The 22,387-nt window shown below is 48.7% G+C and carries 16 protein-coding genes; 6 read left to right on the forward strand and 10 right to left on the reverse strand.

Annotated elements, in window-relative coordinates:
• Window positions 1–134: 134 nt before the first annotated feature.
• Both PHW04_01755 and PHW04_01760 read right to left on the reverse strand, forming a co-directional pair.
• Window positions 135–2,183, reverse strand: a complete 2,049-nt coding sequence (locus PHW04_01755) for a DUF3857 domain-containing protein (GenBank protein MDD2714598.1) — start codon at window positions 2,181–2,183, stop codon at window positions 135–137.
• A complete protein-coding gene (locus PHW04_01760; GenBank protein MDD2714599.1) occupies window positions 2,180–4,282 on the reverse strand; it encodes a DUF3857 domain-containing transglutaminase family protein in 2,103 nt (700 codons plus the stop codon). Before PHW04_01760 ends, PHW04_01755 begins: the two co-directional genes overlap by 4 nt.
• Before the next feature lie 172 nt (window positions 4,283–4,454).
• Here PHW04_01760 and PHW04_01765 point away from each other — a divergent pair, with 172 nt between their 5' ends.
• The 4 genes from PHW04_01765 to PHW04_01780 all read left to right on the forward strand — a co-directional run bounded on the left by PHW04_01765 (window position 4,455) and on the right by PHW04_01780 (window position 9,441).
• Window positions 4,455–5,183 (forward strand): hypothetical protein, encoded by a 729-nt coding sequence (locus tag PHW04_01765; protein MDD2714600.1) that lies wholly within the window; start codon window positions 4,455–4,457, stop codon window positions 5,181–5,183.
• 417 nt (window positions 5,184–5,600) lie between these two features.
• Complete coding sequence (locus PHW04_01770; protein ID MDD2714601.1) at window positions 5,601–7,184, forward strand: clostripain-related cysteine peptidase; 1,584 nt, start codon at window positions 5,601–5,603, stop codon at window positions 7,182–7,184.
• A 139-nt stretch (window positions 7,185–7,323) separates the two neighbouring features.
• On the forward strand, window positions 7,324–8,994 hold the full coding sequence (locus PHW04_01775; protein MDD2714602.1) for a nucleoside kinase: 1,671 nt from the start codon (window positions 7,324–7,326) through the stop codon (window positions 8,992–8,994).
• A 105-nt stretch (window positions 8,995–9,099) separates the two neighbouring features.
• Window positions 9,100–9,441, forward strand: coding sequence for a response regulator (locus tag PHW04_01780; protein ID MDD2714603.1), 342 nt, complete (start codon window positions 9,100–9,102; stop codon window positions 9,439–9,441).
• Window positions 9,442–9,522: 81 nt separating this feature from the next.
• Here the strand turns inward: PHW04_01780 and PHW04_01785 are convergent, their stop codons facing one another.
• From PHW04_01785 to PHW04_01795, 3 genes are all read right to left on the reverse strand, one after another.
• Window positions 9,523–12,099 carry a pitrilysin family protein gene (locus tag PHW04_01785; GenBank protein ID MDD2714604.1) on the reverse strand — a complete coding sequence of 859 codons (2,577 nt, stop codon included), beginning with the start codon at window positions 12,097–12,099 and terminating at the stop codon, window positions 9,523–9,525.
• A 162-nt stretch (window positions 12,100–12,261) separates the two neighbouring features.
• Window positions 12,262–13,950: an ABC transporter ATP-binding protein gene (locus PHW04_01790; protein ID MDD2714605.1), complete on the reverse strand. Its 1,689-nt coding sequence runs from the start codon at window positions 13,948–13,950 to the stop codon at window positions 12,262–12,264.
• 34 nt (window positions 13,951–13,984) lie between these two features.
• Window positions 13,985–15,082: a hypothetical protein gene (locus PHW04_01795; GenBank protein MDD2714606.1), complete on the reverse strand. Its 1,098-nt coding sequence runs from the start codon at window positions 15,080–15,082 to the stop codon at window positions 13,985–13,987.
• 135 nt (window positions 15,083–15,217) lie between these two features.
• On the opposite strand from PHW04_01795, the gene PHW04_01800 reads away from it, so the two are divergent.
• Window positions 15,218–16,918 carry an ABC transporter substrate-binding protein gene (locus PHW04_01800; GenBank protein ID MDD2714607.1) on the forward strand — a complete coding sequence of 567 codons (1,701 nt, stop codon included), beginning with the start codon at window positions 15,218–15,220 and terminating at the stop codon, window positions 16,916–16,918.
• A 95-nt stretch (window positions 16,919–17,013) separates the two neighbouring features.
• Here PHW04_01800 and PHW04_01805 read toward each other — a convergent pair whose 3' ends face one another.
• The 3 genes from PHW04_01805 to PHW04_01815 all read right to left on the reverse strand — a co-directional run bounded on the left by PHW04_01805 (window position 17,014) and on the right by PHW04_01815 (window position 19,456).
• Entirely contained in the window at window positions 17,014–17,151 is a 138-nt protein-coding gene (locus tag PHW04_01805; protein ID MDD2714608.1) for a hypothetical protein, read from the reverse strand.
• Between the two features lie 160 nt (window positions 17,152–17,311).
• Window positions 17,312–17,638 (reverse strand): hypothetical protein, encoded by a 327-nt coding sequence (locus PHW04_01810; GenBank protein ID MDD2714609.1) that lies wholly within the window; start codon window positions 17,636–17,638, stop codon window positions 17,312–17,314.
• 231 nt (window positions 17,639–17,869) lie between these two features.
• On the reverse strand, window positions 17,870–19,456 hold the full coding sequence (locus PHW04_01815; GenBank protein MDD2714610.1) for a PAS domain S-box protein: 1,587 nt from the start codon (window positions 19,454–19,456) through the stop codon (window positions 17,870–17,872).
• A gap of 267 nt (window positions 19,457–19,723) precedes the next feature.
• Between PHW04_01815 and PHW04_01820 the strand changes: the two genes are divergently transcribed.
• A complete protein-coding gene (locus PHW04_01820; protein MDD2714611.1) occupies window positions 19,724–20,098 on the forward strand; it encodes a response regulator in 375 nt (124 codons plus the stop codon).
• 23 nt (window positions 20,099–20,121) lie between these two features.
• Here the strand turns inward: PHW04_01820 and PHW04_01825 are convergent, their stop codons facing one another.
• Together PHW04_01825 and rlmB are read right to left on the reverse strand one after the other, a co-directional pair.
• Complete coding sequence (locus tag PHW04_01825; GenBank protein MDD2714612.1) at window positions 20,122–21,447, reverse strand: glutamate mutase L; 1,326 nt, start codon at window positions 21,445–21,447, stop codon at window positions 20,122–20,124.
• 186 nt (window positions 21,448–21,633) lie between these two features.
• On the reverse strand, window positions 21,634–22,387 hold a 754-nt coding region (gene rlmB / locus PHW04_01830; GenBank protein MDD2714613.1), incomplete at its 5' end, for a 23S rRNA (guanosine(2251)-2'-O)-methyltransferase RlmB.

The following is a 22,387-nucleotide window of genomic DNA, read 5'->3' on the forward strand; positions in this document are numbered from 1 at the left end:
GGATTTGAATCTTCTCGAAATGCTTGGCTTGCTTGTCGCAGTGGCAATATTCGCATCTTTTCTAAGAAAACACCTGAAGTAAGACCATTCATAGTTGAGAGGGCGGTCCTTGAACCGCCCCTGCGTGGTAATTCTTATTTTTTCTCCAGCAGAATCCACTCATCCTGGAAATTCACGATGTCTTCGATGAACTTCTTGTAACTCGCGTATTCAGAAGCCGGATAGGTGTCGCCGACTCTCTTGAAATCCAGGTTGACTTTCAAAATACTGCGGCTGCTTGTATCGAATGAGGCTGTAAACTCCATGCCGCCGAAATTCAGCTTCCTCTTCTCCGGGCAAAAGGCCAGTCCGTAATCTTTGGGCAGCTTCACCTGGTAGACAAAGTGACTCTCAGTCACACCATGGAAAAACATCGGGTAAGCTCTCTGTTCCCTGGCCACTTCAGAGGCTGAAAAGAGATAGAATTCAGGAAGCTGGAACGCCAGCATGGATCCTGCCCTCTTCGGGTATTCAGAAGCACTGAATGAGTAAGAAATTCCCAGATTGTTCGTGAGATCTCCCAGATTCTGGTATTCATATTTTTGGAGTACAGCCCTGGGATGGATTCTGGCGATACTCTTCTCCCACTCCTTATCCAGTTCATTTTTTGAAAGATAATAATTCTTGCGGTAATTATTCTGAGTGCTGCCTTCGAATTTGTCTGTCACAGAGGCTCTCAGATCTCCGTTTTCGTTCAGATTCAGGTCGAAAGTGCTGAAACTCTTGGCAGGCACATAAGGCAGGTCGACCAGTTTCCGCTCCGCGAGCGACAAAGCCGGAGAACCCTGGCAGCCGCCCGGGAAATCACCCATAGTCATGGAGTCGTCATTGACATAGATCAGTTTGCCGTTGTCCAGCTTTAATCCAAGATTGCCGAACTGTTCGACACACGGCACAGAAACCTCAAGTGAACCTGAATTGCGGTCCGAGAGCAGCAGAAAGTCGCTCTTCACTCCAAGTTCGGAAAGCAGAGCATGAAACAGAAACGTCTTGTCAACTTTGGAGCCCATTTTCTTTTCGTAAATGACGGCCGGATCCAGCGGATAGTAATGAGTATTGGAGAGGCTGACCCAGGCTGTGACTATATTCTTGGTCAGGAACTGGTAGAGTGCGGCAATCTTTTCTTCCCGGCTTTTTGCGGAAGCCGTGATGGTCTCGCAGGCTGATTTAAGGGCAGGGGAACTTTTATCCCAGGCGGAATATTTTGCCGCGAGAGCTGCTGCGATCCCTGCATAGTCATAGGCAGGCGAGACGGTCAGAGTCGGAAATACATCCGAAACGGGCGGTGTGTTTTCCTCTTCCTGGTAAGGCGGGATTTTCTTCATTTCAAAACTGTATGCAACTCCTGCGCCTGAGCCGGACTTTTTCAGGAGATTCCTGTCCGCATTCCGAAGTGACAGATTCAGTTTGAGCCCTGCCGGAGCTTCGATGCGGACTCTGGCGCTGAGATACGGTACGGACGAAGTGAAGGATTCGACAAAACATTGAGGATTGTCCAGGATGTCCCTGGAAGTATATCGCTCTTCATAGGAATACTCCACGAAAGATCCGCTCTCCACCTTGGGGATGATCACCTTGACTTCCCTGGCTTTTTCATAAAGCGGATAAGAGGAATAAGTGGAAGTATCTGTGACTGCATAGTCATTGGCATATGTGATCCTGCCGTCAGTGATCGAGCGGGCGTACCTGATCGTGAAATCCGACCTGCCCGGGATATAGTTGAGATAGAAGGTCCCGATGCTCTTGCCGCCTTCTTTGTTGACCCTGCCCAGGAAATGATGGGAAAAAACGGCTCCGCCGTCGGTCTTATAGGTAATGGTGGTGTCCGACATGAAGCAGATATAATCATACTGGTCGTATTCTTTGAAGTCCTTGCGGGAAATCACTTTTCTCACCAGCTGATCCTTGATCTCTTCAGGCTTGTAGACACCCTTTTCCTCGTATTCGCGGAAAAGGTCCAGCCTGGTCAGCTTGTCCTGTTCGATCGTGATGTTCTTGCCGGTTTCCCTCTCGCAGAACACGATCGCGCCCTTGCTGTACTCCACTAAACGGCCGTTGATTTCCTTGCCGTCCTTGAGTATCAGCAGGTCGGCACAGGCAGAGAACCCGAAAACAAGCAGAAGAGCTAAAAGGATGTTTCTCATTTGCCACCTCCAACTTCTTCAAGGAAGACAACTTTCTGGAAGCAGTCCTCCACTTTCTTGGTGAATTCGCGGTACATCTGATAATCGGAGACAGGCACGAAATCTTCCTTGAAAGACAGAGCCATGCTGAAAGTGAATCCACCTTTTGTCAGCCTGTAATCCTGCCAGAAATTAGCATATTTATTGGAGAGGGAGACATTTTCCGGTAACTGCTTGACCTTCAGGGTCGAGGGCAGCTTAACATGGTATTCATATTTCTCCATCGAGCTCGAATTATATAAAATCGGATATCTGCGACAGAGAAGCGAAGTCTCTTCGAAGGCCTGGCTGTTTTTGAAATCCATCACCCGGTAATTCCCGGATTTCTTCATCACTTCAGGACAGCTCCAATACAGTTCGCGCGAAAAAGGCTTGCTGATGTCAAAGGCATTGCTGATCTTGTATCTGAGCAGTTTCGCATCCGGGTAATCCTGGGTGATCATGCTTCTCAGCTCATCTTCCCACATGTCTTCGCGGCGGTACATCCAGTAGCCGCGTGCACCGGACTCATAAGATCCGGTATAACTGGTGCGATAATAGATCCTGGCACTCTCATCCATGTCAACAGTGATGATCTGGTACTTCCGGAAACAGTTGTCCGAAGGTTTAGGAAGTTCCGTCTTATAAAATTCACCTTTGAAATAGTTTTCGATCCAGACGCCCTGATCGTCCTCACGGAAAGTCGGATAGCGCTGGGTAGTGGCTGTGGAATCCAGTGTCAGGCGTGTGCCGTTCAGATAGACCGCATTGATGGCATGGTTGATCCCGAAATTCGGGATCCTGAGATCCCGGGCAGCCCCGGGTTTAGTGTTGAGAGCGACAGGATAGGCCTCGATCCCGGCGACTTTCAGCATAGTGGCCATCAGGATCGCCTTGTCGATGCAGTCGCCGAATTTGTTTTTAAAGGTCATTTCAGCGGGATGGCCGCTCATGCCTGAAGCGATTCCGCTCTTGATCGAGATATAGCGGATGTTCTGCTGCAGCCAGTGATAAATTGAGGCCAGCATCTCTTCCTGGGTCTGGCAGCCGGAGATTATCTTCTTTGTTTCCTCTTCCAGAAATGGAGTCAGGACCATGCGCTCCTCAGCCATCTTCTTCTCCCAGGCGAAATAACCATTCCAGTCCTTCATGGTGGAACATTTGACGCGCTTGGCAATGTCATAGTAATCGGGCATCTTGGGTTCATTGATGATTGGAGCCGAATTTCTGACTTCCCAGTAGAAATGCTTGCCCTGCTCATCGGTACGGCGTCTGGGTTCGCTGCCGCGGTCCATGTTCAGCGGAGCCCAGTAAAGTTCCTTGTCTGTAGGGATCACTACGTCAAGGCTGGAGAGCCTGACAGGGACATTGTCTTCAAAGCCAAAGGCAGGGAAGAAGAAATCCCTGTTGAACGGATTGTAAGTATACTCTTCATAAATATATTCGATGATCGAACCAACTGTGACCTTGGGCAGTGCGATAGTGATCATTTTTCCCTGGCTGATGAAATCCGCGCCTTCGTCGGCAGGAGTGGAGACTGAAATGTCGCTGCTCTGCGGATATTGAACGCTGCCCTCAGGGCTGATCACGCGCACCAGATAAAATGTCATCCGGTCGCGGTCTTCTTCCCAGAAAAACTGGAGATTGTTGAGGATCGCGTTTTCCTTGAGAATTTTCATTGCCCTGTGGTAGATATAAGTTCTCTCGCCGTTTTCAAAGAGCAGATTCTGCCCGCAGTCTCTGAGCACGAGCGAGTCCACATCCGGATAATTCTTCTGAAAAGCCAGGGCATCCGCAGCCAGCGCCTGGATGTCTCCCAGCTTGCCGGTAAAAGGTTTCACAAACGGCTCTGATGAGGATTTTCCGTCAATCGCGGCGACTTCCCCGGCTGTTTGCTTATCCTGCCTCGTGAAATAAATCTTCTGGACCTGATCCCGTTCCAGTTCTCCGGTGTCCAGCTGGAATCTGCTGTTGCTGAAAGATAATTTGTCAACTGTGAGTTCAGCGCCGTTTTTGGTGGAAATCACTTCAGCACAGGCACACATGGCAAAAATGAGCAGGCTAATCATGAGATGCTTCATCCGGCCTCCTAAGCAATTTATTTAAGTCTGACAAAACTCAGATTTCTAACTCTGAAAATTTTCATATCATCATATCAGACATGCTACATTTTTTGAACATTAAAAAATCTCAAGGCTTTGGTCGATAAATAGGAAAAGGTGACTAGTGATTTTAGTGATTCAGGAGGATTTCATGAAGCGCAATATAGCCTGGTTATCGATCATAGCCTTGACTTATCTGATGACTGTTCTGACCGGTTGCGGAGGCGGGGGCAGCACGACCGCCAGTGGAGGCGGAGGCGGCGGCGGCGGTGGAGGTACTACCGTTACCCTTCCCACAGATCCGGCAGGTCAGATCTCTTATTCTGTGGACAAGCTCAAAGATGCCAATTACGCTTCAGCTAAAACCGGATTCGACGCCGCGAAAAACAACAGCAATTCTACGGATTATCAGAAAAGGGAAGCTGCCACAGGATCACTTTATTGCGACGTCAAACTGGGAAACCTTGATCTCGGCAGCGACTCGCTGGTGAATTCCCTGCTGCAGATCACCAACAAGAATTCAACTACCTTTGCGCCGGAATATGCAGTAACCGCGGAAGTCAGGATCCCGCTTGATGCACACCTCTTGCTTGGAATCGCCTATATGGTTCGCAACAAATCCGGAGACAACGATAAAGCCGTCAGTTCTCTGCAGCAATTGGGAGGCAGCACTTTCAACGCCAACTTCACTTTTAACACGGAAATCGGCTTGTCAGTCACCAATCCTGAAGCTCACGCTCTCCTGTCCATGGCATTTTTTTATGCAGGAAACAAGGACAGTTCAAGTTCGCAGCTTGCAATCGCCAAGACGCTGGACGCGGACGGCCAGTATCTGATGGTCTCTGAGATCAGCAATGCCCTGGCGATCATGGGGCTGTAACAATCCGACTTAAATACTTGAGTTTGGCAAATTTTTGTAGTGTGCAGCCATAGGTTGTTCAAAAACCTTGATTTGTGGCGGGTCCTGTCCTGGCATAACTTTTTCTCTCCTTCGCAAGGCTCAGATCGAGAAATAAGTTACGCCTGGCCACCCCACAAGGGTTTCAGCGGCATGATATGGAAAATTTGCCAAAATCGAGTAAGTAACAAAAATTCAGGCTGTTCAAAAATGGCCAGATGCAAGGCATGAGAGCCTCTAACAAATAAATTTGAAGAGGCTCTACACAACGCAGCAGACGAGCGGTTTTCAACAGTCGCCTCACAATGCCGCATTCTTTCCCTTGTGATTCCCCTTGCTTGCTCAGATAATTTAAATAAGCGGAGAGTACTGCCGCACAGTAATTTCGAGGGGGGTATCATGAGAAATGTATTCAGTGCAAAGAACTGCAGCAGGGAAATCGCGCTGATTCTTCTGCTGACTCTTTCCATCGTCTCGTTCGCAGCCGAGAAAAAGCCGTGGACTTTCATGGTCTACATGTGTGCAGACAACAACCTGGACCCGCAGGCTCCCAAGGACATCAACCGCCTGGAAAAAGTAGGGTCAGGTTCGAATCTCAACATAGTAGTGGAATACGATAATTCCGGCAGCAGCGACACCTCGGCCACCGGTGAGGCGAACGCCAAATCAAAGCTCTATTTCGTCACCAAAGATTCGGATGAAAACACGATCAGCTCGAAAATCCTCCAGTCAGGCGGAGAGATCAACATGGGAGATCCCAAGGAACTGGTCAAGTTCGTCAGTTATTGCCATCAGAATTATCCGGCCGAAAAATACTGCCTTGTGCTCTGGAATCACGGCGGAGGCATCAATGACAGAAATTCCAGAAGAACACCCGGCAGAGGCATCTGCTATGACGACACATCCAATGACTTCCTGACCAACGAGGAACTGAGGATCGCTCTGACCGAGTCCAAAGCAGTAATCGGCAAGAGCATTGACCTGGTGGAAATGGACGCCTGCCTGATGGGCATGATCGAAGTGGCATATCAGCTCAAGGACTGCGCTTCATATGTTACTTTCTCAGAAGACACCGAACCTGTAGACGGCATTCCGTATGACAAAATCGCCGAAATCGTGAGCGGGAATCCTAGTGTCGTCGATCTTTCTAAAGGTATTGTCTCCGAATTCAAGGTTTACTATGAAGCTCACCAGTCCACTTACCAGAATGGCGGAGTGACCAAATCCGCGATCGACAATTCCAAGATAGCCGAACTCGCCTATGCAGTCGACGGCATCGCCAAAGCTCTGACAGCCAAGATCGCAGATCATAAAGATTCCATCAAGCAATCCCGCGAAAACAGTCAGACATATGGAGATACGCATAGCTATACTCCATCCTATACTGATCTCAAACACTGGCTGACCAATCTCAAGACCGCTTCCAAGGACGAGTCGTTGAAGAGACAGATCGGCACGTTTGAAGCAGCTTTTGATAAAGCAGTGCTCGCATCCACCACACTCGGCGAAGCAGACAAGAACTCCCTGGGCCTCTGCGTCTATTTCCCGCCTGACAAAGACACTTACCAGCAGCAGGTGGAATCCCTGCTCTTCAACAAAGACACCAGCTGGGTCAAATTCCTGAAAGCCTATTATGGAGGCGTTGGTCCGGCTCCCCAGCCCACAGGCGAAACCAGGATCTGGAGCGACTGGCTGGCTGAACTCAGGTATTCAGAAAAAGAGCTGGCTCACGCCGACCGCAGTTCAGACATCAGCTATGAAGCCAGAATGGACTCTGCATCTCTCCATGACCTGGCTCTGGACAACCTCTCGGTAGCGATTGAAAACCATGATTACAAGTCTGTTTCCGCCTTTCTCTCCCTTTCCAGGCAGTTATCCGGTGAAAGAGGCCTGGCTGCAGTCACCTACTCGGAAGTGAAGAACGATCTGCTGGCAATCATTTCCCAGACTCCTGGTTTTAAATTGACGGAGCTAAGTCAGTAAGTCATCTTATGGCACGAATCAATCCAAGGCCGCCTCTGAGCGGCCTTTTTGATTGGGATGTTCATCTGAAGGATGCTGGACAATCGAAGTTGTAAAAGATAGAATAAATTATCGCAACAAATAAAATCCGGAGAAAAAAATGAAGCAGGTGAAAGTAACAATCTGGCCCCATCTGAACAAGGAAGTTACCGTATATCGCGGCAGTCCTCTGCTGGATCTGGTTCCACCCCCTGCTGACGGAGAAAACCCTTACCAGCCGCTGGTCGCCAAGTTCAACAATGAACTGGTGGATCTTCATTTCACGGTTAAAAATCCGGGGCAAGTCAAATTCATGAGCCTCAAATCCCCTGAAGGCATGGAAACATACCGCAGGAGCGCTAATTTATTACTCTGCCGCGCCTTCCTTGACGTGTACAGGAACGGACGGATCGCGATCGGACATTCGCTCGGCAACAACTATTATTACGACATCTCAATCGACATCCCTGTGGACAGCGAAGTTCTCGACACCATTAAGAGCAGGATGCAGCAGATCATAGAAAACCGGGAAGACTTCCTCCGTATCTCCATGGAACGCAAGGAGGCGATCAGCCTTTTCGCTGGTCAGGGCCTGAACGACAAGGTGCGTCTGCTGGAAACCGTTCCGGGCAATACAGTGGATCTCTATTCCTGCGGTAATTTTTACGACCTGGACACAGGCCCGCTGATACCTGACACGAGCTATCTCAAGACATTCACCCTGCGCAAATACGAGGACGGAATTGTGCTATCTTTCCCGGACCAGGGCAACCCATTGCAGGTATCCCCGCTCAAGCATTACCGCAAGCTCTTCAAGATTTACCAGGAGAGCAAGAACTGGCGCCGCATCCTCAAGATCAACAATATCGGACGCCTGAACGAATTCATCCAGAACGGCAAGATCCATGACTACATCAAGACTCTGGAAGTTCTGCACGAAAAAAAGACCGCCCAGATCGCTGACGTGATCACCCAGAAACGCGAAGATGTACGGATGGTGCTGATCGCAGGCCCCTCATCATCCGGAAAGACCACTTTCTCCAAGCGCCTGGCTGTGCACCTGCGCGTGAACGGAATCGATTCGATGCCGATTTCCCTGGATAATTACTTCCTGGCCCGGGACCAGACTCCCAGGGACGAGAACGGGGATTATGACTTTGAAAGCATCTATGCCCTGGACCTGGAACTCTTCAACCAGCACCTGGTGGAACTGATCAGGGGTGAAGTGGTGGAAGTACCGAAATTCGACTTCGAGGCAGGCTGCAAAAGGAAGGAAGGGACACCTCTGAGGGTCGCAGAAAATCAGGTGATCATCATTGAAGGCATTCACGGTCTGAACGACCTGCTCACCCAGTCCATCCCTCAGAAGAACAAGTTCAAGATTTACATCAGCGCTCTGACCCAGGTTTCCATCGACGATTTCAACCGCATCCACACTACAGACACCAGGCTGCTGCGCCGCATAGTACGCGACCAGAAATACCGCGGATACACCGCGCTCGACACTCTGAAACGCTGGCAGTCGGTGCGCAAGGGCGAGGACCAGAACATCTTCCCTTATCAGGAAAATGCGGACATGATGTTCAATTCTTCGGTAATTTACGAAATGGCTGTCCTGAAAAAGTATGCCTATCCGCTGTTGAAACAGGTCCCGGAAGCTGAAGACATGTTTTCAGAAGCTAAAAGACTGATCCTGCTGCTGGAATTCTTCAGGGAACTTGAGGATGAATCGGATATCCCTCCAACCTCAATCCTGCGCGAGTTTATAGGAGGGAGCAGTTTTCACTATTAGATATTGTTAAAAATTCCGAACTACTGTGAGGAATTTTGTTACAATATCTTATCCCGCTTCGCAGAGCGAAGCGGGGCTAAGAGCAAAAGGATTTTATTTTTAACCATGAAGATCTACATCATCGATGACAGTTCATTTGTGCGTAACCAGATCGCCGAATTGTTCCATGGAAACATGAATTTCGAAACGATCGAACTTGAGAAACTTCCCAAATTCAACGAAGCGGAAAACTGGGTCTTTCTGGAACTGGACTTTGACCGCGAACTTTCAGGCCTGCAGGCCCTGGAATTCGTGAGCGACAACCCGGGCCAGAATTTCGTGGTACTGGCGGCTCCGGGTGAGGAGCGGCTGGTGGAACAGGCCATTCAGTCGGGCGCCAGGGACTTCCTCTTCAAGCCTTTAAAGAAAAGTGAACTGCTGAGAGTCTTTGCTAAAATTCAGACATAACGGTTCAAGCTACGGGATACGAGGTTCGTGGAGGAATTACTTCCCTTACCCCGGACCACGAACCCCGAGCCTCGTGCCTCTTTAAGGCTCAGCGATTGCGATCGCGTAATGCCCCATGTCAAAGTACTTGTTCACAACCCTGATTATGTCCCGGTCAGTTACAGCCATGATCTTTTCAGGAGCTGCCAGAATTTCCCTGTAACCAAGCCCCAACAGTTCATTGCCTGACATGTCCATGGCAAGATACTGGGTGCCATTCTTCCGCTTGGAATAGCTGCCAAGGAGCTTATTCTTGACCTTCTCCAGTTCGGCTGCTGGAACAGGTTCTTTCTTCAACCGTTCGATCTCCTCTTTCATTTTCTGCAATGCGAGATCTTTCTTTTCAGGCACTGTAGCGATATAGAAGGTGTAAGAGCCGGCGTCATATCCGCTGAATTCGAAGGCGGAAACATGGTAGGCCAGGGAGAGCTTGCTGCGCAGATTCTCGAACAATCTGCTGCCCAGGCCGCTCAAAACATTCGAAATCACTTCCAGTACATACTTGTCGCTGTCAGTGATCTTCACGCCTGTGTTGAAACCCATCCGGATGATGCATTGACGCTTGTCCGGCAGATGCTGCGTCTCTTCCATCTTCCCATTAAGAGCTTCAGCTGCGATTTCTGAGGGTCTGACAAACTTCTCTCCGGAAAATCCTGAGAAGTCGTTCCTGATCTTCAGCTCCATCTCATCTGCCTTGAAGTCCCCGACCAGGCAGAGCACCATGTTGGAAGGCGTCAGGATCTTCCGGCAATATGTTTCCGCGGACTCAGGCAGGAGTTTTTCAACTCCAGCGGCTGTGCCGCCTGAGGGGAGTCTGTAAGGACTGCCCTTGAACACAAGCTTGCGGAACAGGTTGTCACAGCAGTCGTTGATGTCTTTTTCGGAAATCCTCAGCTGTGCAACTGCCAGATCCCTGGTTTTTTCGAATTCCACGCCATTAATTTTACTATCCCTGATCACTGAAACGAAAACCGGCCAGATCCTGTCGAAATTTTCGGACAGGGTTTTCAGGTTGACGGTGAGAGACTGGCTTCCCGAGGAAGCTGAAAGACTCGCCCCAGTAACTTCAACCAGATTCTGGATCTGTTCCTTGGAATATTTTCCAGTGGACCTGGTGAGTAATTGAGAGCAGATTCCGCCAATTCCGTTGTTCTTCTCATCTTCCAGCCTGCTGCCCCCAAAGAACGCAGCACTCGCGGAAATGATAGGCAGTTTTTTATCTTCAAGCAGCAGCAGAATCATTCCATTATCCAGAATGGTTTTCTTTACTTCCAGGGTTTTCGCAGCACTGACTTCTATTGTTTCAGGCAGTTCTTTTTTCTCTTTTTTAGGATTCATCAATACTATGGACAGGTTGTCGAATCGGAGATATTTTCCTGCAACCTGACGGATGTCCGCTGCAGTCACGGTTTTGATGCCTTCCAGTTTGCGTTTTTCAAAGTCAAGTGTGCCTGTATAAAAAAAGCTGTTGCTGAGCCTCATTCCCTGGCCCATCAGAGATTCCTTGGCATAGATCTCCCTCGCTGCAGCTTGATTCTTGACCCTCCCCAGTTCTTCTGCGGTAACGTCTTCATAAACCAGGCGGTTGACCTCGTCCAGAATCTCATTTTTCACCTGTGAATAGTTTTTAGAATCGCAGTCGGCCTGGATCGAGAACAATCCAGGATACTGCCAGGACATCGATTCAGCGCTTACCGAATGGGCGATCTTCTCCTTGTCCACCAGGCGCTTATACAGCCTGGAGCTTTCCCCGCCGCCCATGATTTCCGCCAGTACATCCAGCGCGTAATGATCGGGTTCATACATCGATGCCGCATGATAGGCCAGGCAGAAGCTGGGATAGGGAATATCGCCTTCAACTTCCAAAAAGCGGTGATTGACCTGCTTCGGTTCCACTGGAAGAGAAATCGGAGGCACCACAGTTCTCTCCCACCTGCCGAAATACTGATCTACCTTTTCGAGCATCTTCTCCATCTCAAAATCACCAACCAGCCCTACTACCACATTAGACGGTGAATACATGGTGTGGTAATAATTCAGGATATCGTCGCGTGTCAGTTTCTTGAACAACTCCTCGTAGCCTGCTATCGGGCAGTGGTATGGGAAGACTTTATATGCCGACTCCAGCATGGTCTGATTCAGTTTGCGCTGCGGGTTGTCTTCCACCATGTTGATTTCCTTGACAATCACCTGCTGCTCTTTTTTCGCTTCCAGAGGGTCAAAAACCGAGTTCATCAGCATGTCTGAAAGTATGTCCAGGCCAGTGTCATTGTATTTACTGAGTATGGTGAAATGATAGACAGTGCGTTCCATCGCGGTATAGGCATTCATGTCGGCACCGCCGCAGGCATGAATGGTGCTTGCGATCTCTCCCGGCTTCCTGCGTGGAGTTCCCTTGAAAAGCATGTGTTCGAAATAATGTGACAACCCGCTGCCCAGTCTAGCTCCTTCTGTGATCGAGCCGGCGTGCACCCAGGCCTGCATCGCTGTCATGGGAATCGCGTGGTTTTCGGACAGCACTACATTCAGGCCGTTTTTCATCTGATAGAGCCTGGTTTCGCCGTCATAGGCCTGCAGGGTGAAAGAAAACGCGAGCACGATCAGCAGAAAGCAGCGCATCTGTACCTCCGGTTGATATTTCTCAAAATTCAGGAAAAGAGCTCCTGGCGCATGTTTTCCATGCACCAGAGAGCTCAATTCAGTATCTAAAGAGCAGCTCTCAAAGCCGCTCATAGGCGGACGGCGTAAAACGAAGACGCCGCCCGGATGTTTAAGATTATATCATTCCAGAGAAAGATTTTCCTGAACTTTCCTGAAATCCAGCTTTTTATCCAGCAGTTGTGAAAATGTATCCCCATGTGTGATGATGATGACAGTCTTTCCGTTTTTTTTCAGTTCAGCCACTGCATCTTTGATTTTTTCAGTGTTGACCTTGTCCTGGGCGGATTCGACTTCATCCAGAATAAAAATGTCCCGTTCGGTTTCTGATGCAATGATTGATTCCATCAGGCACATGCGTTGCCGCTCGCCACCCGACAGATTCCTCCCTCCTTCCTCGATCCGAAAATTTTCTCCCTTGTTTTCGATCAGATCGAAAAAGCCGAGCTTCTTCAACCTGGATTCAGCTATTTCACGGCCTGCCGGTGCAGATTCAAGCAGGCTGCCGATGGTGCCTGAAAACAAGTCAGGATGCTGCAGGATCAGAGAGATTCGTTTGCGCAGGGCAGAGCGTTTGATGGTTTTTATATCTTCACCGTTGATCAGGATCCGCCCTCCCGAGATTCTGCCCAGGTAGAATCCGGTCAGGATCATGGCCAGAGTGGTCTTACCCGAGCCATTGGGTCCGGTAAGGCCAATCACTTCCCCTTTCCTGATTTCCAGATCAAGGTCAGTGAACAGAGGAAGTTCATCAATAAATTCAAAGCTCAGCCCTTGAATGGAAATAGCTTCGATCGATCCAGCGTCCTGTTTTTCCGCATCCTCAACTGATTCGTCGGGATTGCTCAGGAATTCATCGATCCTTTTGAAGGAAATCAGAGTCTTGTGATAGTTCAGTTTCAAGTTGAACAGCACTGAAGCGGGTTGATAGATCTTGGAAAAATAATTATTGAATGCGATCAGTGTCCCGATTGTGATCCTGCCTGAAAGCACAAAGAGAGATCCGAAAAGCAGGATCAGCAGATTGCCGATCACACCGGAAAACTCTTTCAGCTGTTCCACCAGCATTTGAAAGCCTGAGACACGGTAGAGCTTGGACTTGAATACATGAAACCGCCTATCGACATTAGAATATTCTACACTCTCTCGACTCAGCAGTTTGATTTTCAGGACACGGACCAGCCGCTCGAAAATGTGGCTGCTCAGCTTGATCCGCTCTCTCCGCAGAAGCCTGGACGTGCTCTCAAACTTCCGCGCTGAGAGTTTGACGATCAGGAAGTAGAGGATCAGGACTGCAGTACCGATCACTGCCAGCTTGTAGTTCAGAAAGTAAACGAAAGCCACCAGGCCCGCAAGATGAAACGAGTTCATCAGCACTCCGAACAGGAACTGCTGGCAGAGGGTGCTGACTGCTGAAATGTCGGTGTCGAAAAGGCTGACCAGAGTGCTGAAATTTTTGTTTCTGTTGAGTTCAAAGCTGACATCAAACAGCTTGCCGATGAATTTACTCCTGAGGCAGAAGATGAAATCAGTCTGCAGGATCAGGGATAAGTAATCTTTTCCGAAGGAAACGCATTGACCCAGGAAATAGATCACAAAAAGGGCCAGACAGCATCTAAGAATGAAATCAGCAGCTTCCTTGTATGACTCTGCCGAAGTCCCTGCACTGAGTTTATCCAGAACCGCCTTGATCAGGAGAGGGGATGCCATATCCAGAACCAGATTCATTACCATCAGCAGAATCAGACAGCTGAAAATCCCTTTCCTGGACAGCAGAAAATGAAGATACTCAGAGAATATCCTGTGCTTCATTTTACTGCTGCAGCGGTTATTCTGTGGAAACTAATCAAAACGAGTTTATCGCCTGGACCACGCGCTGTGATTGCAGGATCGTGGCATGGTCTTCATCTTCCACAAAGTCGCAGCTCTCAAAGATCGAAGCGTTTTCCAGCCTGATCAGGCCGTCGTTTGTTCCACCAATCAGTTTGGAGGTTGCTTCGAAATTCGGGGTTTTGGGGTGATTCCCCACGCAGGATATGAATCTGACTCCTGGAACCTGATGCCCGTTCATCTGCTGCATAAGAGGGCTGTTCACATACAGTTCTTCGATCGAGTGGTCGAAATGGTTGAAAACCAGCTGGCAGAGAGCATCGTAAGGGACTGTGGCCACAATTCCCTTGTTGGGGCTTGCGATTGTCAGCACTCCCTTCAAGCCGGGGATCGGGTTGGCTTCCTGTCCCATGGAAAGCATGGTTCTGGTAACAACTCCGCCGAGGCTGTGTGCCACTATGTAAATATCACCGAAATGGTATTTCTCCTTGCAGGTTCTGAGCTCTGTCAGAAGGCGGTAGGCAGTATCCCGGACAGGCTCTCCGCTCGGGTAGAAATAAGCCCAGGCCTGGAAGCGGGTCTTGTCGATGTTGCGGTTGATGAAGTCAAAGTTCGCCGCGCTCCCGCCATGTCCGTGCACAAACAGGACCACCGGCTTTCCCGGCTGAAATGGATCCAGAAAATAAATCCAGCTGTTCACCCTTTTTTGGAATTCAGCAGGGTCGTCATAACCGAGATTCACGAAAAACCTGTTAAAAATCGCATTGTCCGGTTGCACTACTGTCCCCCGCTTGAGGAGGAATCTGTCTTTTGGGCATGTGTCCAGCAGCCTGACTGATGCAGCCACCCGTCTCCTGGAAAGGGCCTGGTACGCATCCGCAAGCTTGCCGGCTTCTGCTTGATTCGGACCCCGTTCAGTCAGCGTCTCAGAATAGTCATGGAGGAAACCGGACATCTCTTCCAGCTTGAGATACTCGGTGTAAGCGCTTTTCTGGTTGCTGCTGCGGATTCCATCCTGATATCCCAGAAAATTCAAGAGTTCGCAGTTACTGTTTTCCGCTGCAGCCACTATGAAATTCAGCAACAGAATCAGTAAAAAAATGCAGATTTTCATTGCCCCTCCCCATTCGTTATCAGATGTAACAATTATATAACCTGATGCCGCAGTCCGCAAGCTAATTAGAGAGCCTTCATGAGGGTAATTTGCCAAAAAATGGAAAACGCGTTCCAAAAAAGATATCCTGATTTCATGAAAAAGCTGAAAATTTCCTTCCTCTTATTCTTAATCGCTGTTTCTCAATTTCTGGCAGGATGCAAAGCTGAGCCATCGGCGGAACTACCGGTTAAAACCGACCACCCTCCCCTAGCATCCGATGAAACAGTAATCCAGGCTTCAACTGCAGAAGCTGAATCACCCGCAAGTGTAAAAGAACTGGCAACTTCTCCTGCTTATGGCGATAAAGTGATCTATCATCTGCAATACCAGCCCGAGTCATTGAATCCGATCTGTTACAATGATGCTATTTCCAAATACCTGTTTCGAGTCCTTTACAATGGGCTTGTAAGATACGATAAAGATCTCAAACTGATTCCAGACCTGGCTGGAACCTGGGAAATATCAAATGATCAAAGATCGATTACCTTTACCATCAAACCAGGCATCAAGTGGCATGATGGATTCCCTTTCAGCATTGATGATGTAATTTTCACATCCAGGATGATCTGCGATCAGAAATTGAGTTCAATCCCCAAAGAACCTTTCCTGAACATCGATACAATTGAATCTCTAAGCCCCTTAAAAATCAAGATCGATTATTTCAAAGCCTCATATTTAAATCTCTCTGCCTGGAAAGTGGGAATACTTCCCAAACACATCTGTGTTCAGGCAGACCTGGATCATCTGAATCGACATCCTATCGGAACCGGTCCTTTCAGATTTGTGGAATGGATACCTAATACTCAGATTGTTTTGGAAGCCAATCAAGAATATTTTGACGGCAGTCCCTACCTCAATCAGTTCATTTTCAAAATTGTACCGGATCTGTCTGCCGCATTTCTGCAGATGATCAATGGTGAGATAGATTTGATGAACTTGAAAGTTGATTATTATGTCAAACAGGCCGATACCATTCAATTCAAAGAAAAATTCAATGTTTTCCACTGGCCCTCTTCTCAGTCATTTTCATTAATACTCTTCAACCTGGACAATCCACTTTTCCTGGATTTGAAAGTCCGCAGAGCAATAAATCATGCGGTAAACGTCCAGCGAATGATTTCAGACGTTTTGTACGGCTACGGCCAGCAGATAAGCGGACCCTTTCCGAGAAATTCCTGGACTTATGATGAATCCGTGTTCCCTGTGAAATACTCCACTGCAGAAGCATCAAGCCTTCTATCAGAGGCCGGCTGGAAAGATAATGATAATGACGGAATCCTTGAATCCGGAAATAAGGAATTCGCCTTCCAATTGATTGTTGCCGGAGAAAATTACCGCTATTTAAACTCAGCGAAGCTTGTGATTGAAGATCTAAAACAGATCGGAATTAAAGCAGAACTGATCATCTGTGAAAATCAAATGTTCCTGGCTAAAGCTGACAGCCACAATTTCGAGGCAATGCTTACAGGATGGAAACAGGATGAAGATTCCAATCCGTTCAGTGACTGGCATTCTTCGAGCATACCTGAAAAAAATGTCAGAACCGGCTATAATTATTCCGGACTGAAGAACAGTCAAATTGATAAGATTATTGAGGAAATTCTCCTGACTTCTGACCAGGAAAAATTGACAGCTCTTTTCCACCAGTTTCATCGAAAAATAGCTGAGGAATTGCCAGGGATCTTTCTTTTTTCTGCAGATACAATGGCTGCAGTGAATAAAAGGATTAAAGGAATCGAAATGGGAGTGGCTGGTTTTTACAATAATCCGGAAAGATGGTATGTCCCGGAATAAAATGCGCTACTTTTTTCTGCAGATGAAAAAAGCCTGAAATTGATTATTTCAGGCTTTTAATAAATTGGTTTCAAATCAGGATAAACTACCGGCTCTCAATCTCCATCATCATTTTTTGGAACATCATGATGATCTGAAGAATCATGTGTAGTATCTGTAAAGGTGCTGGAGAGAAAGATCGGGAGATCAAGCATAAAATCATTCTTCTGCAGTGGGATTTCTATCCATTTCATACAGGCCTCCAAGGTGAAAAAATCAACTAGTAAGCCTTATCTCTCTTAGTTTAATTATAATAAGAAAACAGCTCATTGTCAAGTGTGACAGCTGCTATTGATTGTGTCGCAATCATTTAAAGCTGTTAGACATCTCCCTCTGACTGCTCTTTGATGTTTTTCAGACTCTCCTGCTTCTCTGTCCGAGCTTGTATATCACATGCATCAGAAGCCCTGCTGCCAAAATCGCTAAAAGCGGCAGTATGATCATGATCTTGAAAAACACGGCAGCCAGCAGGAGAAATACCAGAAAATAAATCAAGCCTGTCGCAAGACCGACAGCCACTGAAAAGATAACCTTGAAAATAAAAAAAGCGATGATAAAGGGCAGACAGAAAAGAAGCAGGAAACCCTTTACAATCAGGCCCAGGATGATCAAAGGCAGGAACACCAGTAACAGGATGAATTTGACTCCACCGGAAATCAGGTCTCCAAATAAATTGAACATTCTTCCTCCTCGATTCAAGTTGATTTTAGATAAAATGCAGCAAACTTTCCATCAGGCTGCGCAGTCCCCATTCCACCATGTTGAGCACAACATTTACCGCTACATCGCTGAAAATATCATCCGGACTCTGACCAAAGATATTCATATTTCATCCTCTCTGTCTTTCATTAACTCCATTATTGCTCCCAAACAGAATGGAAGCGATTTCTTTCCTGCAACAATTTGCATAAATTACGGCTGTTGGGATGAGGTCACGACTTCAGCACTTCCCCTGACAGAATCATGCCGCAGAACATGGACATCCTGGTTGATGCGTGTGATACAGGGAAGATAAACTTTGAAGACTGCACCTGCGTCTTTTACAGACTCCACTTCCACAAAGCCCCCGTGGTTTGTGACTATCCTGTGCAGCATCGCCAGTCCCAGCCCTGTCCCGGGCTTCTTGGTATTCTCCTTGGTGGTGAAGAATGGCTCGAACAGATGGGCTCTGGCCTGTTCGGTAAGGCCAGGGCCTGTATCTGAAACAGTCAGGAGAACGTAATCTCCGGTCGGTTCCGGGCGGGTTGTATCGTCCGTAACCGTAACATTTTCTGTTTTCAGTTTTACTGTGCCGCCCTGGGGAAGAGCTTCCACTGCATTCACCAGCAGGTTCATCACCGCCTGGCTGATCTGGGAGGGGTCTGCTTTCAGAATGTGCAGATTTTCGGACTCGCTGAACTCAATTGAAATTTTCTTGCCCGCTGTTCTTCTCCCCAGGCTTAACACATCCTGAACTATGCTGTTGAGATTGATCGGCTTTGGCTCGCTCTTTTTCGTTCTGGCGAAAGTCAGAAGCTTATCAATCAGATTTGAGGCAAGTTCGGAGGCTTTCATGATATCAGAGAGCTTTTCCTTCCTGTCTGAATCCTTCTCCTGGTCCAGCATGTTTTCCGCATTGCAGGATACGCAGGCGAGCATGTTGTTGAAATCATGGGCAATGCCTGCGGCAAGCGCTCCGATCGAGTCCATTTTCTGGGCATCCATGAGCTTGGCCTGGGTTTTGCGGTACTCAGTGACATCAACTGCTGATGAAACCAGGAATTTTCCTTCCTGCATCTCCAGCATCCTTGCTGATACCAAAGTATCTATCTTTCTGCCCGAGAGTGTCTGGAACTCCACAGGCACATTGTCGACTGATCCAGCCCTGGTTACGGCTTCCATGAACCGCATCCTGGAATCATTGTTCCACATACTCAGTTCCTGCGTTTTTCTGCCGATCGCCTCTTCTTTTTTCAAATCGAACAGCTTGAAAAACTGAGCGTTGGCATCGACCAGCAGACCTTTCTGCAGGTCCATGATGCACATGGACAGGGGATTCCCGTGAAAGGCAGCGGAAAATTTGTTCTCGCTTTCCAGCAGTCTGCCGCTGATTTTCTGGCTTTCCGTAATATCGATCCCTGTGTTGACGATGAAGTCCCTGCCCTGGCTGCGCAGGATATGGGCATTCCAGAGAACCTCCACTTTTTCCCCTGTCTTCTTCTGAAGTGTCAGTTTCCGATTCTCGATTTCACCTTTCTGGAAAAGATCAAAGTTGCGGATCTGTCTTTTTTCTTCGTCATCGCAAGTCAGCTTTGAGTTTGCCATGCCGATCAATTCTTCCCTGGTCATGCCGAGCATGGAAGCAGCAGCCTGATTCGCCTCTACCACCTCTCCTGTAATCAGATCAGTGACTGCAATGGCGAGAGGAATATCAGCGTAGAAAAGACCGGCCAGATGTTCGATGCTGCTGCCGGGAATATCCGAAGTTCCAGGAATGCCTTTGTTGCTCAGAATCTCCATACTTTTATTATTATCACTACCTTTTTTTTACATATTAACCATTAAAACCAGCAATGTCAAGGCTTAGCCGGATTCTCCGGTTGATCAATATGATCATAACGAACCGCTGGAAAATATTTTACAGCATTTTTTAAAACCACTTATGGTTTATAATGGTATTATTATATAATTCATTCGGTTCTGCCGGTTTTCAACTGCTCCACTTTTCCTGCAGGAATCGGCACAAAAAATGCTCTAACAGTTTCACATTTAAAGGCAGGAGGAACATTGAAGAAAAAAATTCTGATCATCGACGATGACAGGGATATACTGGCGCTTGTCAAACTGGCCCTGCAGGCAGATTATGAGGTTATTCCGCAGAGTTTCTGCTCCGACATCCAGGAAACCTGCTCACTGTATCAGCCTGACCTTGTGCTGATCGATCTCAAGCTGCCGGGAGTCGACGGTTACGAACTCTGCGGCAGAATCCGCGAATTCAGCCCTGACCTGCCCGTGATCCTGATAACAGGCGTGGAGATGAAAGCCCTGAAGAACAATTACTCGATCATCCGGGCCAACGACTATCTGCTGAAACCTTTCGATCTCAAAGCGCTCAGGGAAAAGGTGGAAAAGGCTCTGGAAGCTTCAGTTAAAATCAGCTGAAATCCTAATATCTTGCTGCACACTCAGGATGGGAAATACCGTCCGGCCAGGGCTCTCGCCCATTCCGGCCTGTGATGCCCGATCACGCCCAGGCTGCCGAGCATGTACTCCCTGTCTATGATGATTTTCGCAGAATCAAGAGGCAGAAGTTTTTTCACGGGCTCCCTGATCAAAGCCTTGCGAAGCAGTTTTTCGCCAAAAGGCAGCTGGGTCAGCGCACCGCCCGTTCCGATCACGAGCTTCACTGCTGTCAGGTCCTTGCCGCGCACCAGCTGCTTTTTTCCGGTAGGTCCGTAATAATCGCTGATCTCGCCGGCATGCCGGTCCAGCCCCCATTTCAGGCAGTACCAGGAAAGCTCCTCGGCAAGCCGGATTTCAGGCTCGGTTTTCGGCATTGGGGACAGATTCCGGAAATCCGACTCTATCTGCGGGTCCCCGCTCTGTTCCAGGACTGATCCGGCATTCACAAAAACTCCCAGGTCGCCTTCCACAGTGCGCTTAGCCTTTGGCTCAGGTTCCAACCTGAGATCTGCGAACCTGGGATCCCCTTCTGTGATCGAATGGATATCTGTTGTGGCACCGCCGATGTCCACAGCCATCAGGTCTGAAAAGCGTCCCGAGAGCATTTCCAGGCCCTTCATCACAGAATGCGGAACAGGCAGTATCTCTCCTGATACCAGGCCGGAAATCTTCTCCATGCCCGGAGCGTGCAATATGTGCCTGGAAAAGACCTTCTGGATCACAGCCCTGGCTGGTTCCATGTTCAGGACATCCACCTTAGGGTAGACATTTTCAGTCACAGTCACCTGTTTCCCGATAACGGCAAAGATGTCCCTGACCTCGTCCTGCAGAGCCCTGTTCCCGGCATAGACAAAAGGACAGCCTAGAGGCGACTCTGCAAGCTTTTTCGCCATCTGCAGCACAATCGACCGCTCCCCGAAATCCACTCCACCGGCCAGCAGCACTATATTCGGAGCTATGGACACAGTTTTTCTGATATCCGAATCCGTGATCTGCCCTACCGTGTAATACCGCAGCACTGCTCCGGCGCCAAGCGAAGCTTCTTTTGCTGCCCGCACAGTCATCTCTTCGGTCAGGCCGTGCACAGTCATCTTCAGACCTCCGGCTGCCGAGGAGGAGGCCAGGGCCAGGGACGGTTCGATCCCGGCTCCTAAGATCTGCTCCAGCATGCTCCGGGCATTCACCATTCCCAGCGAAACATCGCCTTCCAGGACAGTGGTAGGAGCCTGACCCATGCCGAGATATTCCGGATTTTTATCGAGGTCATGGAAAGCCCGCACCTTGGTAGTGGTGCTGCCTATTTCATATGTCAAAAGGTCGATTTTCATATCCTGTTTCCATCATACTAATTTCGGTAAACTTTCCAAGATAATACGCTGAATCTTAGTGGGGTGGCCAGGGATAACTTTTTGGCGCACTGAGCGAAGCGAAGGAGAAAAAAAGTTGTCCCAGGACAGGACCCGCCACAAATCAAGGTCATTGTAAAACATCTGGCTGCACACCACAAAAATTCGCTAAACTTTAGAAGCATTCACTATCAGATTCAGCATAATTCCGGCAGCTACCGAGACATTCAGGGAATTGATCCTGCCGCTCATGGGGATGGATGCGATCAGGTCAGATTCGTTCAACAGGCTGGTCCGCACTCCATGGTCCTCGCCCCCGATCAGAAGCAGCACTCTGCGGCCGGCTGCAGCTCTGGGATCAAATATCTGACAGCCTGCTTCAGCCGCAATTGTCAGAAATCCTTCTTCCTTGAATCTGCGCAGCATCTTCAAAGCTGAAGGCACTCTGGCGAATCTGAGATATTCAGCGCCGCCTGCACTGGTCCTGAAAACCACGTCATTCACCGGGGCGCTTTCCTTCTGGGAAAGCAGCACCCAGTCCACGCCAAAGGCCGCGGCAGAACGCAGGATCGCACCAAGGTTGCCGCAGTCTGTCACTCGATCTACATAAAGCACCAGATTGGGACATTTCAGGGCATTTACCCAGGCCTCGTAATTGACCAGGCCGAGTTGGGCCAGAACTCCTTGATGATTCTTGCCTTCAGCCATCCTGTCCAGGGATTTGAGGGGAACGAACTTACAGGAAACTCCGTGATTGGCAGCTTCCTTGAAAATCTCGCGGAATCTGCCGCCCTCTTCGCGCTCCCGCGCAAGCAGCACCGCCTCCAGCGGACGCCTGCCTGAACGGATAGCTTCCAGCACAGGATTGATTCCATAAATAATTTCCATCACAAACTCCTGGAGGCTCCGCCTCCGCACAATC

The organism is Candidatus Wallbacteria bacterium, from assembly GCA_028687545.1.
Taxonomy (GTDB): Bacteria; Muiribacteriota; JAQTZZ01; order JAQTZZ01; family JAQTZZ01; genus JAQTZZ01.

Excerpts from the sequence above, each read along its gene's own strand:
- PHW04_01755 (MDD2714598.1), bottom strand. The coding sequence starts at position 2,183 with ATGAGAAACATCCTTTTAGCTCTTCTGCTTGTTTTCGGGTTCTCTGCC.
- PHW04_01760 (MDD2714599.1), bottom strand. The coding sequence starts at position 4,282 with ATGAAGCATCTCATGATTAGCCTGCTCATTTTTGCCATGTGTGCCTGT.
- PHW04_01765 (MDD2714600.1), top strand. The coding sequence starts at position 4,455 with ATGAAGCGCAATATAGCCTGGTTATCGATCATAGCCTTGACTTATCTG.
- PHW04_01770 (MDD2714601.1), top strand. The coding sequence starts at position 5,601 with ATGAGAAATGTATTCAGTGCAAAGAACTGCAGCAGGGAAATCGCGCTG.
- PHW04_01775 (MDD2714602.1), top strand. The coding sequence starts at position 7,324 with ATGAAGCAGGTGAAAGTAACAATCTGGCCCCATCTGAACAAGGAAGTT.
- PHW04_01780 (MDD2714603.1), top strand. The coding sequence starts at position 9,100 with ATGAAGATCTACATCATCGATGACAGTTCATTTGTGCGTAACCAGATC.
- PHW04_01785 (MDD2714604.1), bottom strand. The coding sequence starts at position 12,099 with ATGCGCTGCTTTCTGCTGATCGTGCTCGCGTTTTCTTTCACCCTGCAG.
- PHW04_01790 (MDD2714605.1), bottom strand. The coding sequence starts at position 13,950 with ATGAAGCACAGGATATTCTCTGAGTATCTTCATTTTCTGCTGTCCAGG.
- PHW04_01795 (MDD2714606.1), bottom strand. The coding sequence starts at position 15,082 with ATGAAAATCTGCATTTTTTTACTGATTCTGTTGCTGAATTTCATAGTG.
- PHW04_01800 (MDD2714607.1), top strand. The coding sequence starts at position 15,218 with ATGAAAAAGCTGAAAATTTCCTTCCTCTTATTCTTAATCGCTGTTTCT.
- PHW04_01805 (MDD2714608.1), bottom strand. The coding sequence starts at position 17,151 with ATGAAATGGATAGAAATCCCACTGCAGAAGAATGATTTTATGCTTGAT.
- PHW04_01810 (MDD2714609.1), bottom strand. The coding sequence starts at position 17,638 with ATGTTCAATTTATTTGGAGACCTGATTTCCGGTGGAGTCAAATTCATC.
- PHW04_01815 (MDD2714610.1), bottom strand. The coding sequence starts at position 19,456 with ATGGAGATTCTGAGCAACAAAGGCATTCCTGGAACTTCGGATATTCCC.
- PHW04_01825 (MDD2714612.1), bottom strand. The coding sequence starts at position 21,447 with ATGAAAATCGACCTTTTGACATATGAAATAGGCAGCACCACTACCAAG.